The sequence below is a fragment of the Corynebacterium sp. SA-MJD20WY100 genome (assembly GCF_039822565.1).
Classification (GTDB): Bacteria; Actinomycetota; Actinomycetes; order Mycobacteriales; family Mycobacteriaceae; genus Corynebacterium; species Corynebacterium phoceense_A.
The window spans coordinates 15,799-31,239 of sequence record NZ_JBCJKS010000027.1; the positions used below are offsets into that span (position 1 = coordinate 15,799).

At 64.1% G+C, this 15,441-nt stretch carries 15 protein-coding genes and 1 tRNA gene; 13 read left to right on the forward strand and 3 right to left on the reverse strand.

What is annotated here, in order from left to right; genetic code table 11:
- Positions 1–21: 21 nt before the first annotated feature.
- Both ABJ196_RS11755 and ABJ196_RS11760 read left to right on the forward strand, forming a co-directional pair.
- On the forward strand, positions 22–1,386 hold the full coding sequence (locus ABJ196_RS11755) for a citrate:proton symporter (RefSeq protein WP_347307330.1): 1,365 nt from the start codon (positions 22–24) through the stop codon (positions 1,384–1,386).
- 322 nt (positions 1,387–1,708) lie between these two features.
- The gene (locus ABJ196_RS11760; RefSeq protein WP_347307331.1) at positions 1,709–1,924 is read left to right on the forward strand and encodes a hypothetical protein; all 216 of its coding nucleotides are present in this window, start codon (positions 1,709–1,711) and stop codon (positions 1,922–1,924) included.
- A gap of 354 nt (positions 1,925–2,278) precedes the next feature.
- Here ABJ196_RS11760 and ABJ196_RS11765 read toward each other — a convergent pair.
- Positions 2,279–2,364 (reverse strand) — tRNA-Leu (locus ABJ196_RS11765).
- A 293-nt stretch (positions 2,365–2,657) separates the two neighbouring features.
- On the opposite strand from ABJ196_RS11765, the gene ABJ196_RS11770 reads away from it, so the two are divergent.
- Positions 2,658–3,209, forward strand: coding sequence for a YbhB/YbcL family Raf kinase inhibitor-like protein (locus ABJ196_RS11770; protein WP_347307333.1), 552 nt, complete (start codon positions 2,658–2,660; stop codon positions 3,207–3,209).
- A 1-nt stretch (position 3,210) separates the two neighbouring features.
- Entirely contained in the window at positions 3,211–3,600 is a 390-nt protein-coding gene (locus ABJ196_RS11775) for a hypothetical protein (RefSeq protein ID WP_347307335.1), read from the forward strand.
- Positions 3,601–3,663: 63 nt separating this feature from the next.
- Here the strand turns inward: ABJ196_RS11775 and ABJ196_RS11780 are convergent, their stop codons facing one another.
- Complete coding sequence (locus tag ABJ196_RS11780) at positions 3,664–4,776, reverse strand: quinone-dependent dihydroorotate dehydrogenase (protein ID WP_347307337.1); 1,113 nt, start codon at positions 4,774–4,776, stop codon at positions 3,664–3,666.
- A gap of 18 nt (positions 4,777–4,794) precedes the next feature.
- A complete protein-coding gene (locus tag ABJ196_RS11785) occupies positions 4,795–5,853 on the reverse strand; it encodes a WD40 repeat domain-containing protein (protein ID WP_347307339.1) in 1,059 nt (352 codons plus the stop codon).
- A gap of 103 nt (positions 5,854–5,956) precedes the next feature.
- Between ABJ196_RS11785 and ABJ196_RS11790 the strand changes: the two genes are divergently transcribed.
- From ABJ196_RS11790 to ABJ196_RS11830, 9 genes are all read left to right on the forward strand, one after another.
- The gene (locus ABJ196_RS11790) at positions 5,957–6,784 is read left to right on the forward strand and encodes an undecaprenyl-diphosphate phosphatase (RefSeq protein ID WP_347307357.1); all 828 of its coding nucleotides are present in this window, start codon (positions 5,957–5,959) and stop codon (positions 6,782–6,784) included.
- Positions 6,785–6,819: 35 nt separating this feature from the next.
- The gene (gene mshC / locus ABJ196_RS11795) at positions 6,820–8,058 is read left to right on the forward strand and encodes a cysteine--1-D-myo-inosityl 2-amino-2-deoxy-alpha-D-glucopyranoside ligase (RefSeq protein ID WP_347307341.1); all 1,239 of its coding nucleotides are present in this window, start codon (positions 6,820–6,822) and stop codon (positions 8,056–8,058) included.
- Between the two features lie 24 nt (positions 8,059–8,082).
- Complete coding sequence (locus ABJ196_RS11800; protein ID WP_347307343.1) at positions 8,083–8,463, forward strand: hypothetical protein; 381 nt, start codon at positions 8,083–8,085, stop codon at positions 8,461–8,463.
- The gene (locus tag ABJ196_RS11805; protein WP_347307345.1) at positions 8,463–9,167 is read left to right on the forward strand and encodes an HAD family phosphatase; all 705 of its coding nucleotides are present in this window, start codon (positions 8,463–8,465) and stop codon (positions 9,165–9,167) included. The genes ABJ196_RS11800 and ABJ196_RS11805 overlap by 1 nt, the downstream gene beginning before the upstream one ends.
- Positions 9,168–9,239: 72 nt before the next feature.
- Complete coding sequence (locus ABJ196_RS11810) at positions 9,240–9,503, forward strand: phosphoribosyl-ATP diphosphatase (RefSeq protein WP_347307347.1); 264 nt, start codon at positions 9,240–9,242, stop codon at positions 9,501–9,503.
- Positions 9,504–9,542: 39 nt separating this feature from the next.
- Positions 9,543–10,388, forward strand: a complete 846-nt coding sequence (gene hisG / locus ABJ196_RS11815; protein WP_347307349.1) for an ATP phosphoribosyltransferase — start codon at positions 9,543–9,545, stop codon at positions 10,386–10,388.
- Positions 10,389–10,506: 118 nt separating this feature from the next.
- On the forward strand, positions 10,507–12,093 hold the full coding sequence (gene aspA, locus ABJ196_RS11820; RefSeq protein WP_347307351.1) for an aspartate ammonia-lyase: 1,587 nt from the start codon (positions 10,507–10,509) through the stop codon (positions 12,091–12,093).
- A gap of 200 nt (positions 12,094–12,293) precedes the next feature.
- Positions 12,294–13,598, forward strand: coding sequence for an anaerobic C4-dicarboxylate transporter (locus ABJ196_RS11825; RefSeq protein WP_347307353.1), 1,305 nt, complete (start codon positions 12,294–12,296; stop codon positions 13,596–13,598).
- A gap of 93 nt (positions 13,599–13,691) precedes the next feature.
- Positions 13,692–15,362 carry a formate--tetrahydrofolate ligase gene (locus tag ABJ196_RS11830; protein WP_347307355.1) on the forward strand — a complete coding sequence of 557 codons (1,671 nt, stop codon included), beginning with the start codon at positions 13,692–13,694 and terminating at the stop codon, positions 15,360–15,362.
- Positions 15,363–15,441: the final 79 nt, after the last annotated feature.

Below are 15,441 nucleotides of genomic sequence, written 5' to 3' on the forward strand. Positions count from 1 at the left end.
CGACCGTGAAGGACGTTGAGCATGCAAACTTCACTCGGCCTCACCCTCATGGGCCTCGTGATTATCTTTCTTACGGTGGGAATCCTGATCCGCGGTAAGACCAACCCTATTGTTCCCATGACGCTCGTGCCGGTCGCTGGTGCGCTCCTGTGCGGCTACGGGCTGGGGGAGATCTCTGACTTCTTTAGCTCAGGTCTCGAATCCGTGATGAACGTCGTGGTGATGTTCATCTTCGCCATCATCTTCTTTGGCATCCTCCAAGACGTCGGTCTATTCGTGCCGGTCATCCAGGCACTCATTAAGGCGACGCGCGGCAACGTCATTGCGGTCACCATGGGTACGGCCGCGATCGCCATCGTGGCGCACCTCGACGGCTCCGGCTCGACGACGTTCCTGCTCACCATTCCCGCGCTGCTGCCGCTCTACAAGGCGCTTCGTATGTCGCGCTACATCCTCATCACAATCGTCGCCCTGTCGGCGTCCGTGATGAATATGCTGCCTTGGGGCGGCCCGCTCGGCCGTGCGGGCGCCGTCGTTGCCCAGGAACCCAACGACATCTGGGTCCACCTCCTTCCCATCCAAGGCGTCGCCGTCGTCATGGTCCTGCTCGTCGCAGCGGCCCTGGGCCTGCGCGAGCGGCGTCGTCTCGCGCGTCTGCGTGCCTCGGGTAAGTTTGAAGGCGACACAAACGTCGATGTCGAGCAGATTGCGCAGGCCTTCGCTGCGCAGCAGGCCGCCGATAAGGAGGCGCTCGGCTTCCGTCACCGCACTGGCCGATGGGTCACCATCGTCAATATCGTGGTCGCACTGCTCATCCTCGTGGCGCTGCTCTCCGGCCTCATGCCGCCAGCCCCGGCGTTCCTCATCGGCACGACCATCGCGCTCATCGTCAATTTCGAGGGCGTCTCCGAGCAAAGCGATGCCCTCCGTCGCCACGCCCCGAATGCGCTCGCCATGGCCGGGGTCATTCTCGCCGCCGCCATGTTCCTCGGCGTCCTCAACGAAACCGGCATGCTCGAGGAAATCGCGCTCACGCTCGTCAACATCCTCCCGGAGGCAGTCGGCCCGTACCTCCACGTCATCATCGGTGTCTTCGGCGTGCCGCTCGATCTCCTCACGTCGACGGATGCGTACTACTTCTCCGTGCTGCCCATCATTCAGGGCACCGTGGAAACGTACGGCATCACGGGCATGGGTGCCGCGTCGGCGCTCATCATCGGCAACGTCATCGGCACGTTCGTCTCGCCGTTCTCCCCGGCTCTGTGGCTCGCCCTTGGCCTCGCGGGGGCAAACATGGGCAAGTACCTCAAGATTGGCTTCCCGCTCGCGTGGGGCTTCTCCGTGATCCTTGTCCTCGTCGCATTTTTGACGGGCATGCTGGTGTAACAGCCGTCGCCCTTCGCGCAAGCCCGCCGTGTGCACGCTGTGCGCCGGCGGGCTTGGTGATCATCGCGCCTCAGCACCGGAGCCGTTCTTAACGGAGAACTGGGGTTTCTCCGCGCGATACAGCGGGCACAACCCGCAGAAATATCCAGGCGTAGGTCAAGGTTATTGTGCCCATACACAAGCCCACTGCGGCATGCGTCGTGGCAGGAGCAGCGCGCGTGTTTATCTGCCACATACCCGCCGCACCGGCGACCGCGCCGAAAGCGGCGGTGATGATATGCACGACGGAACGAGTCGCCGGCGACAAACAAAATAGGAGAAAGTGAAGGCCGACGATAACGGCGATGGCGGGCTGTATCAGATCGGCGTTCATGGTACGGAGGAGATAGACCGCGCCCCATATCACGAGAAATTCGACGCAGAACGCCACGGCCGCTATCCGGTTGTTCGCACGCCGGTCAGCGTGGTCTGCAGCACCTACAGGGTCTGTGGCCAGGGTTACCCGTTGGCGCCGGCGATTGAGGCGCAGGACGATTAATACAGCAGCGGCGATGAATTCTAGCCCTGCTAAGGCGATGCCTACTGGATAGAGTCCTAGCGGCCAATGGATCCACAGGAAAGTGAATCCAACTCATGATCCAGAATCCTAAGATGCGCGAGTCCACGAGAGCAGTTCCTTCTTATCGAGGCATAGGGGAGACGTGACGGTCCCCGTGAGCAACAAAAAAGGACACGAGGTCGTAGACGGGACCAAGCCCGCGCAGTGTCGCTCTTGTGCAAGAGCATATACACGTCAATGGCAAGCGCGCCGCGACATTCAAAGGCGACAGGGCAGAAAGGGGGTACGGGAAAACCACGAAAGGCTCCGGAGTTCTCCGGAGCCTTCGCTCTGTGCCCGAGGGGGGACTTGAACCCCCACGTCCGTTAATAGGACACTAGCACCTCAAGCTAGCGCGTCTGCCATTCCGCCACCCGGGCTGGGTGCTTCGGTCTTTCGACCTGGCTTGTGCTTTCAACCTCTCGGCTGGGCACTCGTAAAATATAGCCCGATTTAGAGTATGAGCACAAATCGGCAGGTCATTGCCTATTTTTGCGCACTTTAAGAGTGATTTTTGAGGCCTAGAACTTACAACGCTGCAACTTTGCCCACTGCGCGTGGGGAAATGGGCACTCCTGCGGCGGCCTGCGGGCCGGATGGGGCCCGAAAACGGCGCAGAATGTGGTGGGCCAATCTCCCGCACATATGGTGTGACATGAGGTACAAAGGATGCATGACTTCTTACGCTGATGATCCCCGTTTCCCCGGACCCGACCCGTACGCCCCGTTGCGCGATGTGCCGTCGTTCGAGTTGACCTCAACGGACATCGAAGACGGCGCGGAGATTGCCGAGCGCTTCCGTGCGCCGGAGTCCGTCTCACCCGAGCTGGCCTGGTCTGGTCTGCCAGAGGGCACCAAGTCCCTCGCCGTCACGTGCTACGACCCGGATGCGCCCACCGCGTCGGGCTTTTGGCACTGGGCAGCCTTCAACATTCCTGCCGACGTCAAGGAGCTGCCCACTGGCGCAGGCGCCGCAGAAGACCTCGGCCTGGGCGGTGACGTGGTGAGCCTGCGCAACGACTCGGGCGCGCGCACCTACTACGGACCCAACCCGCCAGCAGGCCACACGCCGCACCGCTACCTCTACGTCATCCACGCCGTCGACGTAGAGAAGCTCGACATCGACCCGGATTCCACGGCCACCGTGCTTGGCTTTAATCTGCATTTCCACGCGCTCGGCCGCGCCATTCTCTGGGGCTGGTACGAGACCATCGAGGAGGCCTGATATGGCCAAGACCATGCCCGGCACGGCGCCGGTGCCCGTGGCGCTGCGCGTCGGCGGCGCGTTCATGGCGCTCGCACTCGTCCTGCTGCTCTTTGGCGTGCTCTCGCTCGTCTCAGACGGTTGGATGGTGCCCTACGGTGTTTCGCCCCGTTTCTTGCTCATCGTCGCCGCGGCGGCGCTTGCAGGCGCCTTCGTGACCACGAGCACGGAACACCGCGGCTCGCCGGCTCAAGTCACTGGTTTGGTCGTCTCGCTGGCGCTCGTCATCGCCAGCCGCTTCGTCAGCGCCCAGGCTATCGGCCACATGGCGCAATACTGGCTGTTCCTCTATGCCGTAGCCGCTCTCCTGTGCGCGCTCGTCATCCGACGCTCGCTCATTCCTAAGGACTAGGAGAAAAGCCACACGCCCCCGCGTCTTGCAAGGAAGACGCGGGGGCGTTGCGCGCGTGGGGTCTTAGGCCTTCCAGGGAAGGCCAGAGCCGACGGCATCGGAAAGCGAGGCAAGGCCATGCGCGCGGACCTGGGCGGCGAGGCCAAGGTGGATGTCGCGGATCCAATCCGGGCCGCCATAGATGAGCGGCGTATAGCCCTGCAGGAGTGAGGCGCCGGAGGTAATGCGCTCCCACGCCTGCTCCGGGGTGGAGATGCCGCCCACGGAGATTAGGGCCAGCTGCGAGCCCACCCGGGCGTGGAGGCGGCGCAGGACCTCCAGCGCGCGGGCGGCGACGGGCGCGCCGGAGATGCCGCCGGCACCCATGGCCTCGACCTCTTCGCGCGGAGTCTTCAGTCCCTCGCGCGAGATGGTGGTGTTGGTGGCAACAATGCCAGCCAGACCGAGGTCGACGGCGAGGTCGGCCACGGCGTCGACATCTTCATCGGAGAGATCCGGGGCAATCTTGACGAGGACCGGGACCTTCGTGGTTTCCTGGACGGCGACGAGGATGGGGCGCAGGGACTCGACGGCCTGGAGGTCGCGTAGGCCCGGGGTGTTGGGGGAGGAGACGTTCACCACGAGGTAGTCCGCGAGGTCGCCCAAGACGGAGGCGGACTGACGGTAGTTGGCGACGGCCTCCTCGGCGGGCACCACCTTGTTCTTGCCGATGTTGATGCCGATGACGTCGTTGTAGCGGCGCGCGCGGAGGTTCTGCGCGACCTTGGAGGCGCCGTCATTGTTAAACCCCATACGGTTGAGGATGGCCTTGTCCGCGGGCAGGCGGAACAGGCGCGGGGCAGGGTTGCCCGGCTGCGGCATGGCGGTGACGGTGCCGAGCTCGGCGTAGCCGAAGCCCACGGAGGTCCAGGCATCCGGCGCGGAGCCGTTCTTGTCGAAGCCGGCGGCCAGGCCCAGCGGACGCGGGAAGTGGACGCCGAAGACGTCCTGAGCGAGGACTGGGTCGTCGACAGCGAGTGCCTTGCCCAGGGCGCGGTTGACGGGGCCGAGCTTCTGCAGCCCGGCGAGCCCCCGGGAAATGATGGTGTGAATGCGCTCGGGCGAGAGCTGGAACATGCCCTTGAGCGCGACTTGGTAGGCCTTGATGCGAACGTCGTGGAAGCGGGGGGAGGTCATCGGAGAATCCTTAAGGGTTTAGGCGTCGAGCTTGGGGTCGGAGACGATCTGAAGGCCAGCGCCGGTGGCGGAGCCAAAGACCGCGACGCCGTCCTCGGTGACTGCCATGTGTTGGGCGTCGGCGACGGTGTCGACCTGTCCCTGAGGCTCGGGGACACCAGAAGCGATGCGGAAGGCCTGCGCCTTATTGTTGTCCGTCGTCGTGACCCACGCGAGCTGACGGCTGTCGTCCCAGGCGGTGGCCCACGGCGTGCCGTCGGTGTTGCCAAACTGGTGGAGGCGAATGACGTCCTCGGAGGTGTAGATGGCCACGCGTTTGCCCTTGGTGTCTGCGGCGACGAGGACGCCATGGTTGCCGGAGGAGATAAGACCCACGCCTTGGCCGACGCGCAGGCGGCCGCCCTCGCGGGAGTTCTCCCAGTCGAGGTTCTGAATGGTGGTGTCAGCGCGCCAGACGCGCACGACGTTGTCCGTGCCGTCCTGGTTGCGCACGGCCACGAGCTGGTCGGTGGGGGCTTGGACCTTAAAGTCGTCGATCCGCTTGTCGTCCTTGTATACGGCGACCTCGTTGGTGTTCGTCGTCGACACGAACAGCTCGCCGGAGGAGGTCAGCGCGGCGGCGGTGACAGGGTAGGCTTCTTCGGTGTTGACCATGCGTTCCTGGGTGGGGTCCGCGGCGTCGAAGATGCGCACGCGGTTGCCGCAGGCGAGGACGAACTCGGTGTCGGTCGGCGTGAGGTCGCCGCACTGTGTGTCGACATCGATGGCTGTGGCCTTCTTCGCCTTGAAATCGGCAGGGGAGCCGATGGTGAGCGTGTCCGCGGTGCGCACGGCGATATACTCGCCGGCGGCCTCAATGTCTGTGATATCTCCAAAGTCGATGACGTCGCCTACGGGGTGAGCGTCCTTCGGGGAGGGGGCAGGCGAGGCGTCGCCCATCTCCGCTACGTTGTCGTCTGCGGTCGTATTCGGCATGTCCGAGCACCCGGCCACCGCGGCGCCAGCCAGGCCCACAGCGAGGGCGGTGGCGGCGAACCGGCGGGCGGCAGGAGCGGACTTCTTCATCACTACAGTCACGTCGGTTTAGTCTAGCAGCGCGACCCCGCGTGGCAGAGTAGCTCGCACAGGAAAAAGCCGGGTAGGGTGTCCTGTCGTGATTGATGCAACCGCCGCCAGCGACATGTCCTGGCTCCAAGTCATTGTTCTCTCCATCGTGCAGGGCCTCACCGAGTTTTTGCCGGTGAGCTCTTCGGGCCACCTGCGCATCGTCTCCACGCTTTTCTGGGGCGAAGACGCTGGCGCGTCTTTTACCGCCGTCATCCAGCTCGGCACAGAGGCCGCCGTGCTCGTCTTCTTCGCGAAGATGATCTGGCAAATCCTCACCGGCTGGTTCCGTGGACTGTTCAATAAGGAGCAGCGCGGCCAGGATTACCGGATGGGCTGGATGGTCATCGTGGGTTCCATCCCGATCGGCATCATTGGCGTGCTCGCTAAGGACATCATCCGGGAAAACCTCCGCAACCTGTGGATCACTGCGGCCATGCTCATCGCGTTCTCTTTCGTCTTCATCGTGGCCGAGCGCACCTCGTCCAAGACCCGCGGCTTCGAGGACCTCACGATGAAGGATGCCCTCGTCATGGGCCTATGCCAGTGCCTCGCGCTCATCCCCGGCGTCTCGCGCTCCGGCGGCACCATCTCCGGCGGCCTCTTCCTGGACCTCGACCGCGAAGTCGCCACGCGCTTTTCCTTCCTGCTCGCCATCCCGGCCGTGCTGGCCTCGGGGCTCTTCTCGCTGCCGGACGCGTTTGACCCAGCAGCGGGACAGGCGGCATCGGGAGCCCAGCTGCTCGTGGGCACGCTCATCGCCTTCGTCATCGGCTACGCGTCCATTGCCTGGCTGCTCAAGTTCGTGGGCAACCACTCCTTCGAGTGGTTCGCGGCCTATCGCATCCCGGTGGGCATCCTCGTGATGATTCTGCTGGCCCTGGGCGTGCTGCAGCCCTTCTAGAAACGTTTAAAGCTTAAAGCGATAGGATAGAGACCATGCACTCTTGGCCCGTACCCGAATTCACCACGCTGCCAGGCACACCGCAGCAGCTCCACCTTTATGACACCGCGAACCACACCATCGCACCGGTGGAGGTCGAGGGCGACACCGCTGGCATGTACGTCTGCGGCATTACGCCCTATGACTCGACGCACCTGGGGCACGCGGCCACGTACCTCACGTTCGACCTTATCTACCGACAGCTGCTCGACAACGGTCACAAGGTCCACTATGTCCAGAACATCACGGACGTCGATGACCCGCTCTTCGAGCGCGCCGAGCGTGACGGCGTGGACTGGCGTGAGCTGGGCACCTCCCAGATCAACCTCTTCCGCAACGACATGGAGCTGCTCTCGGTATTCCCGCCGCAGGACTATATCGGTGCGATGGAGGCCATCGACGAGGTCGTCGACATGGTTCAAAAACTCCTCGACAACGGCGCGGCCTACGTCGTGGACGACGCGGAGTACCCGGACGTCTACGCATCCATCGACGCCACCGCGAACTTCGGCTACGAGTCCAACTACTCGCGCGAGCAGATGATGGAGTTCTTCCGCGAGCGCGGCGGCGACCCGGACCGCGCAGGCAAGCACGACCCCCTCGACGCGCTGGTGTGGCGCGCCCGCCGCGAGGGCGAGCCGTCCTGGGACTCGCCGTTCGGCCCGGGCCGCCCGGGGTGGCACATCGAGTGCTCCGCCATCGCCACCAATCGCCTGGGCAAGAACTTCACCGTCCAGGGCGGCGGCAGCGACCTCATCTTCCCGCACCACGAGTTCTCCGCCGCGCATGCGGAGGCCGCCCTGCACTCCGAGCGCATGGCCGACTTCTACGTGCATACCGGCATGATCGGCCTCGACGGCACAAAGATGTCCAAGTCCCTGGGCAACCTAGTCTTCGTCCACAAGCTGGTCGAGGCCGGCCACGACCCCTCGGCGATTCGCCTCGGCGTCTTCGCGGGCCACTACCGCACGGAGCGCGACTGGTCCGACAGCGTCCTGGCGGACGCAGAACGCCGACTAGACACCTGGCGCGAAGCCCTCAACCATCCAGGCTCTCGCGAGCGTGCCGATGCCCTCGTCGCAACGTTGCGTGAGCGTCTCGCCGCCGATCTGGACACGCCGGGCGCTCTGGCCGCGGTGGACGAGTGGGCATCGGCAAGCCGGGGCTCCGATGAGGAGACCGCGGGCGAGCTGGTACGCGCGGCACTTAATTCGCTCCTCGGCGTGCGGGTGTAAGAAAAATAGGGGACAATGGCGCTTATGAGCATTCGCGCCGACTTCCAGCCCACCGTCGACGAATTCATCGCCGACCTCACGTCCTTCGCTACCGGCTCGTACCTCAAGGAGGACGAGAAGGAATTTTGGGACCAGCCCTTTGACCCGGCGGTACTGCCGCAGCTGCGCAGCCTGCTTGAGGGCTTCCTGGACAACCTCGACAAGGTGCCGGATGACCCAGATGGGGAGACCATCGCCGCCGTTGCGGCGCCCTTCGTAGAATCCCTCGAGTCCTTCAACGCGGCCCACGCGGGCGCGGTGATCGAGCCAGAGGAGAAGCAAGACCTCGCGGCTTTTATGCATGACGCAGCCGCGGCCACTGGCGCGGATGACGAGGCGCTGCGCGCGCTGCCCGAGCTCGACTAATGGGGCGGCCGCAGGCAATCTTCTGGGACATGGATGGCACCCTCACGGACTCTGAGCCGCTGTGGGAGAAAGCCACGTACCGCATGGCCGCGTTACTCGGCCGCGAACTCACGCCCGAGGTGCGCGCACGCACCGTGGGCGCAAGTTTCCCCGAGACCTTCCGCATCTGCTGCGAATGGGCCGGTTTTACGCCCGCGCACGGCGACTATGAGCGTTACCGCGACGACTCTTTCGAGTATGTCGCCGAACTCTATCAGTCCGAGGACACCGTGTTCCCCGGCGTTCGCGCGCTACTGTCGGAGCTGCAGGCGGACGGCGTGCCCATGTTCGTGACCACGAATACGGCACGCGCCGTGGCCGTCGACGTCGTCGAGTCCATCGGGCGGTCCTACTTCGTCGACGTCATCTGCGGCGACGACGTGCCCGTGGGCAAGCCGGACCCGGCGATGTACCTCGAGGCCGCGCGCCGCGCTGGCGCCCATCCCGCGAACTGCCTCGTGTTCGAAGATTCCGCGACGGGCATGCGTGCTGCCGTCGACGCGGGTTGCCGCACGATTGGTCTGCCCCTCGATGACACGGTCAACGTGCCCGCGGCGGCCGTGGCCATGGCGACGCTCCGCGGGGAGGACCCGCGGGCGCGCCACCTTAACGGCGTGACGGCGGCGGATCTCTACCGCTGGTTCGACGAGCTGCCCACGCCATAGTTTTTGGTAAACCAAAAGAAATACGGGGGCAATCACTGCGGGTCCCGTGCGGGGGTGCAATAATAAGGCACTATGAAGAATTTTGATGAGCTTTTTGCCGAGATTTCCGCCAAGGCCGCCACCCATGAGGCCGGCTCGGGCACCGTGGACGCCCTCGATAAGGGCGCCCATTTCATTGGCAAAAAGATCATCGAGGAGGCTGGCGAAGTCTGGATCGCCTCCGAGTACCAGTCCGACGCCGAGCTCGCGGAAGAAATGTCCCAGCTCATGTACTGGACCCAGGTCATGATGGTGAAGCGCGGACTCACCCCCGACGACATCTACAAGTATCTCTAGTACAAGCATTTCTAGACCCACAGGGGAGTTCATCCAACCATGATTAAAGTCGCCGTCCCCAACAAGGGATCGCTGTCTGAAGCCGCCACGTCCATCCTCGCCGAAGCTGGCTACAAGGGCCGCGGCATGAACAAGGTCCTCAACATTGTCGATGACGTCAACGATGTCGAGTTCTTCTTCCTGCGTCCCAAGGACATCGCCATCTACGTCGCCTCCGGCGTGCTCGATTTGGGCATCACCGGACGCGACCTCGCCGCCGACTCGCGCGCCGACGTCCAGGAAATCCTCGACCTCGGATTCGGCTCGTCCACCTTCCGCTATGCCAGTGTCGCTGGTGAGGACTGGAGCGTGGACAAGCTCGAGGGCAAGCGCATTGCCACGTCGTATCCGAATATCGTCCGCCAGGACCTGAAAGACCGCGGGCTCAACGCCGAGGTCATCCGTCTCGACGGCGCGGTGGAGATTTCCATCCGCTTGGGCGTCGCGGACGCCATCGCCGATGTCGTCTCCACCGGCACGACGCTGCGCCAGCAGGGCCTCGCCCCATTCGGCGAGCCCATCGTCACCTCCGAGGCGATCGTCATCAAGCGCTCGGGCGTTGAGGTCACCGCCGAGGAGCAGGTCGTGTTGGGCCGTATCCAGGGTATTCTCCACGCCCGCAACTACCTCATGCTCGACTACAACGTGGCGCAGGACAACCTCGCGGCAGCGGCGGCCGTGACGCCGGGCCTTACCGGACCCACGGTCTCGCCGCTCAACCGCGAGAACTGGGTGGCCGTGCGCGCCATGGTGCCCAAGCGCGAGGCGAACCAGATTATGGACAAGTTGGCCGCCCTCGGTGCCGAAGCCATCCTCGCGTCCGACCTGCGGATTGCGCGAATTTAAACCCCATATCCGGGGGGAAGTCCGGCCATCGCGGCCTAGGTCTGCACGAATAACACTACGATGGTGGGGGTTGCAAAACACTTACCCACCCTCGAGTACTAGGAGTTGTAGACCAAAAATGGCTAAAACCTCCAAGAAGGCCGCAAAGACCTCGTCCGACAAGGCCGAAGAGACCACCGCGAACGTCGAAGCAACGGCTGCTGAGACGGCCAAGAATACTGATGTGACGACCCCGGCTCCTGAGGCCGCCAAGGAAGAGAAGTCGGCGAAGAAGTCTGCCTCGAAGAAAACCCGCACCGAGACCGACCTGCTCGGCGACATGGAAGTCCCGGCTGACGCGTACTACGGCGTCCACACGCTGCGCGCCATGGAAAACTTCCAGATCTCTTACGTCACCATCAACACCATCCCGGACTTCATCCGCGGCATGGTGCAGGTGAAGAAGGCCACCGCGATGGCCAACCGCCGCCTTCACGTCCTGCCGAAGAAGAAGGCCGAAGCCATCATCTGGGCCTGCGACCAGATCCTCGAAGAGGGCCGCTGCATGGACCAGTTCCCGCTCGACGTCTTCCAAGGCGGCGCGGGCACCTCGCTTAACATGAACACGAACGAGGTTGTGGCAAACCTCGCGCTCGAGCACCTCGGCGAGGAGAAGGGCCGCTACGACATCATCAACCCCAACGATGACGTCAACATGTCCCAGTCCACCAACGATGCATACCCCACCGGCTTCCGCCTCGGCGTCTACTCCTCGTTGGATAAACTCATCGAACGCATCGACGCTCTGCAGCAGGCCTTCAACGACAAGGGCAACGAGTTCCAGGACATCCTCAAGATGGGCCGCACCCAGCTGCAGGACGCTGTGCCCATGACGCTCGGCGACGAATTCAAGGCCTTCGCGCACAACCTGGCCGAGGAGCAAAGCGTGCTCCGCGATGCGCAGGCACGCCTGCTGGAGATCAACCTGGGCGCCACCGCCATCGGTACCGGCGTCAACACCCCGGCCGGCTACCGCAGCCAGGTCACTGCGGCGCTCGCCGAGGTCACTGGCCTCGAGATCAAGACCGCCCGCGATCTCATCGAGGCGACCTCAGACTGCGGCGCGTACGTGCTCGTCCACTCCGTCATCAAGCGTGCAGCCATGAAGCTGTCCAAGATCTGCAACGACCTGCGTCTGCTCGCTTCCGGCCCGCGCGCCGGTCTCGCCGAGATCAACCTGCCGCCGCGCCAGGCCGGCTCCTCCATCATGCCGGGCAAGGTCAACCCGGTGATCCCGGAGGTCGTCAACCAGGTCTGCTTCAAGATCTTCGGTAACGACCACGTCGTCACCATGGCCGCCGAGGCCGGCCAGCTCCAGCTCAACGTCATGGAGCCGGTCATCGGCGAGGCGCTCTTCCAGTCCATCCGCATCATGGGCAACGCCGTCGACACCCTCCGCGAAAAGTGCGTCACCGGCATTACCGCCAACGCCGATGTCTGCCGCGCCTACGTAGAGAACTCCATCGGTATCGTCACGTACCTCAACCCGTTCATCGGCCACCACAACGGCGACATGATCGCCAAGGAGTCGCTGAAGACCGGCAAGGGCGTGCGCGACCTCATCCTGGAGAAGGGCCTGCTGGACGAGGCCACGCTCGACAAGGTCCTGTCCGTCGAGAACCTCATGCACCCGGAGTTCCGCGGCCAGTTCTACATCGACGACTAAGCCGTCTCCGCCCCGCACACGCCCCGTCCGCGCCGCACACTGGGGCCGGCGGGGCGTTGCGCGTGTGGCAATCAACACAAACGGGCATAAATCGTGTCCGAAAGTATTCTATTCACTCGCCGCGGTGGAAGAATAGGGGATAAGCGCGGCCCACGGAGGCCGCCGTCCACCACTCACTTCTTCCTTTGAGAGGACTCCCCGTGGTCATTGTTCACATCCTCATCGTCCTCGCGGCGATCGTCCTGGGCGCCCGCCTCGGCTCCATCGGCATCGGCATGGCCGGCGGCCTGGGCGTCCTGCTCCTGGGCGCCACAGGCATCCCAGTTACGCGCGAGGACATCCCGTTCGACGTCATCGGCATCATCATGACCGTCATCGCCGCCATCGCCGCTATGCAGCGCGCAGACGGCATGGACTACCTCGTCCACATCGCCGAACGTTTCCTACGCAAATCCCCGAAGCGCGTGACCTACTACGCACCTATCGTCACCTGGCTCATGACGGTGCTCGCCGGCACCGGCCACACGGCCTTCTCCACGCTCCCCGTCATCGTCGAAGTCGCCAAGGAAGGCAACGTCCGCCCGTCGCGCCCGCTGTCCATCGCCGTGGTGGCCTCCCAGATGGCCATTGTGGCCTCGCCGATTTCCGCGGCCGTAGTCTTTATGGCCAGCGCCGTCGAGCCGCTCGGCGTGGGCTACCTCCAGCTCCTCGCTGTCGTCATCCCCGCGACCTTCCTGTCCATCTTTCCAGCGGCGTGGCTTTCCAACCGCATGGGCGTCGAGCTTGCCGATGACCCCGTCTACCAGGAGCGCATGGCCGCCGGCCTCGTCAAAAAGTCGGAGGCATCGACCTACGTCCCGACCAAGGAAGCCAAGACCTCGGTGTGGATCTTCCTCGTTGCCATCCTCGTCGTCATGGCATGGGCCACGATTACCTCGGACCAGCTGGGGCTTATCTCGGACCCGACGCTGCCGCGCAACGAGGCGATCATGACCATCATGCTCACCGCCGCGACGGTTATCCTGCTCGTCACCAAGGTCCCGGCGGCCGACGTCCTCAACACCCCGGTGTTCAAGTCCGGTATGTCGGCGTCTATTTGCGTGCTCGGCGTGGCCTGGCTCGGCACGACGCTCATCAACCACTACATAGAGGACATCAACTCCATCGCGGGTTCCACGCTGGAGACCTCGCCGTGGCTGCTCGCCGTCGTCCTGTTCTTCGCCGCGGCGCTTCTGTACTCGCAGGCCGCTACCGCGAAGGCCATCATTCCGGCTGCTCTCGCGCTCGGTGTCTCTCCGCTGACCGCCGTCGCCGCGTTCCCGGCTGTCTCCGCGCTGTTTATCTTGCCGACCTACCCGACGCTGCTCGCGGCCGTCGAGATGGATGATACGGGCTCGACGCGCATCGGCAAGGCCGTGTTCAACCACCCGTTCCTCATTCCGGGCACGGTGTCCATCGTGGTCTCTGTCCTGCTGGGCTACGCTGTGGGCGCAGTAGTGCTCTAGGCTGCTGACCCCAGCAAAAAGCGGGCATGAGACCTCAGTCTCATGCCCGCTTTTCGGTGCCGTCGGACCTTACCTGTAGTTAGTATTTAAGACATGACTACACAGCCTTCCGACGTTGAAATCGCACAAGCACACCCACTCAAGCCGATTGCGGAGATCGCCGCCACCGCTGGCATCCCCGACGCCGCACTCATTCCTTATGGCACCACCAAGGCCAAAGTCGACATCACCGCCCTCCAGGACGTCGAGCCCGCCGAAGGCAAGATCGTCCTCGTCACCGGCGTGTCACCCACGCCAGCGGGCGAAGGCAAATCCACCGTACTCATCGGGCTTGCCGATGCCTTCTCGCAGCTCGGCGAGCGCACCGTCGTTGCTCTGCGCGAGCCCTCCCAAGGCCCGGTCATGGGCATCAAGGGCGGCGCGGCCGGCGGCGGCTATTCGCAGATCGTCCCGATGGAGGACATCAACCTGCATTTCACCGGCGACTTCCACGCCATCTCGGCGGCGACGAACACGCTGGCGGCCATCATCGACAACCACATCCACCAGGGCAACGAGCTGAACATCGATCCGCGTAAGGTGACGTGGCAGCGCTGCATCGACGTCAACGACCGCGCGCTGCGCAACGTCGTGACCGGCCTGGGCGGCCCGACGCATGGCGTCCCGGCGGAGACCGGTTTTACCATCACGGCGGCATCGGAAATCATGGCCGTCCTGTGCTTGGCCACCTCGCTGAAGGATCTGAAGAAGCGCCTGGGCGACATCACGGTGGGCTACACCTACGACGGCGAGCCCGTCACCGCCCGCCAGCTGCAGGCAGACGGCGCGCTGACCGCGCTCATGCGCGACGCGCTCAACCCGAACCTCGTCCAGACCCTCGGTGGCACCCCGGCCTTCGTCCACGGCGGCCCGTTCGCCAATATTGCGCACGGCTGCAACACGCTGCTGGCCACCCAGACCGCTCAGAAGTTCGGCGATGTCGTGCTCACCGAGGCTGGCTTCGGCGCGGACCTCGGCGGCGAGAAGTTCCTGGACATCAAGTCGCGCTTCGGACATCTCGACGTCGCGGGCGCCGTGGTCGTCGCGACCATTCGCTCCCAGAAGTACAACGGCGGGCAGGCTCGCGAGGATCTCACCACCGAAAATCTCGAGGCTCTCAAGGCCGGCGTCATCAACCTTGAGCGCCACGTGGAAAACATCCGCAAGTTCGGCGTCAAGCCGGTCGTGGCGCTCAACCTGTTCTGGTCTGACACCCAGGCCGAGCGCGACTTCATGCGCGAGTGGGCTGAGGGCTTCGGCGTCGCGCTCGCCGAGTGCAGCGTCTGGTCGGACGGCGGTGCCGGCGCCCTCGAACTGGCAAAGACCGTCCGCGACAACTTCGTGACTGGCGAGTCCACGCAGCTCTACGATCCCGCAGCTGGCATCGAAGCCTCCATTGAGACCATCGCGCACGAGATCTACCGCGCATCGTCGGTCGAGTACGGCCCCAAGGCGAAGAAGGACCTCCAGTACATCAAGGACAACGGCTGGGAGAAATTCCCCGTCGTCATCTCCAAGACGCAGTACTCATTCTCCGATGACCCGACCGCTCTCGGCGCACCCATGGGCCACACCCTCCACGTCCGCGAGCTGCTTCCGCGCACCGGCGCTGGCTTCATCGTGGTGCTCACCGGTGACGTCATGACCATGCCGGGCTTGCCCAAGCAGCCGGCCGCCAACCGCATCGACGTGGCAAAGGACGGCACTATCTCCGGCCTGTTCTAAAACCACGACGTCTAGCCCCATCGGCTTTGTCGATGGGGTTTTCGCGTGTGTTTCGTTAGCAGATAACCGGGTCGCCGTA

Bases quoted from the DNA above. Each gene is read 5' to 3' on its own strand.
- ABJ196_RS11805 (WP_347307345.1), top strand. From the start codon at position 8,463: ATGGGGCGGCCGCAGGCAATCTTCTGGGACATGGATGGCACCCTCACG.
- mshC (WP_347307341.1), top strand. From the start codon at position 6,820: ATGCACTCTTGGCCCGTACCCGAATTCACCACGCTGCCAGGCACACCG.
- ABJ196_RS11830 (WP_347307355.1), top strand. From the start codon at position 13,692: ATGACTACACAGCCTTCCGACGTTGAAATCGCACAAGCACACCCACTC.
- ABJ196_RS11790 (WP_347307357.1), top strand. From the start codon at position 5,957: ATGTCCTGGCTCCAAGTCATTGTTCTCTCCATCGTGCAGGGCCTCACC.
- ABJ196_RS11810 (WP_347307347.1), top strand. From the start codon at position 9,240: ATGAAGAATTTTGATGAGCTTTTTGCCGAGATTTCCGCCAAGGCCGCC.
- ABJ196_RS11770 (WP_347307333.1), top strand. From the start codon at position 2,658: ATGACTTCTTACGCTGATGATCCCCGTTTCCCCGGACCCGACCCGTAC.
- ABJ196_RS11775 (WP_347307335.1), top strand. From the start codon at position 3,211: ATGGCCAAGACCATGCCCGGCACGGCGCCGGTGCCCGTGGCGCTGCGC.
- ABJ196_RS11780 (WP_347307337.1), bottom strand. From the start codon at position 4,776: ATGACCTCCCCCCGCTTCCACGACGTTCGCATCAAGGCCTACCAAGTC.
- aspA (WP_347307351.1), top strand. From the start codon at position 10,507: ATGGCTAAAACCTCCAAGAAGGCCGCAAAGACCTCGTCCGACAAGGCC.
- ABJ196_RS11755 (WP_347307330.1), top strand. From the start codon at position 22: ATGCAAACTTCACTCGGCCTCACCCTCATGGGCCTCGTGATTATCTTT.
- hisG (WP_347307349.1), top strand. From the start codon at position 9,543: ATGATTAAAGTCGCCGTCCCCAACAAGGGATCGCTGTCTGAAGCCGCC.
- ABJ196_RS11800 (WP_347307343.1), top strand. From the start codon at position 8,083: ATGAGCATTCGCGCCGACTTCCAGCCCACCGTCGACGAATTCATCGCC.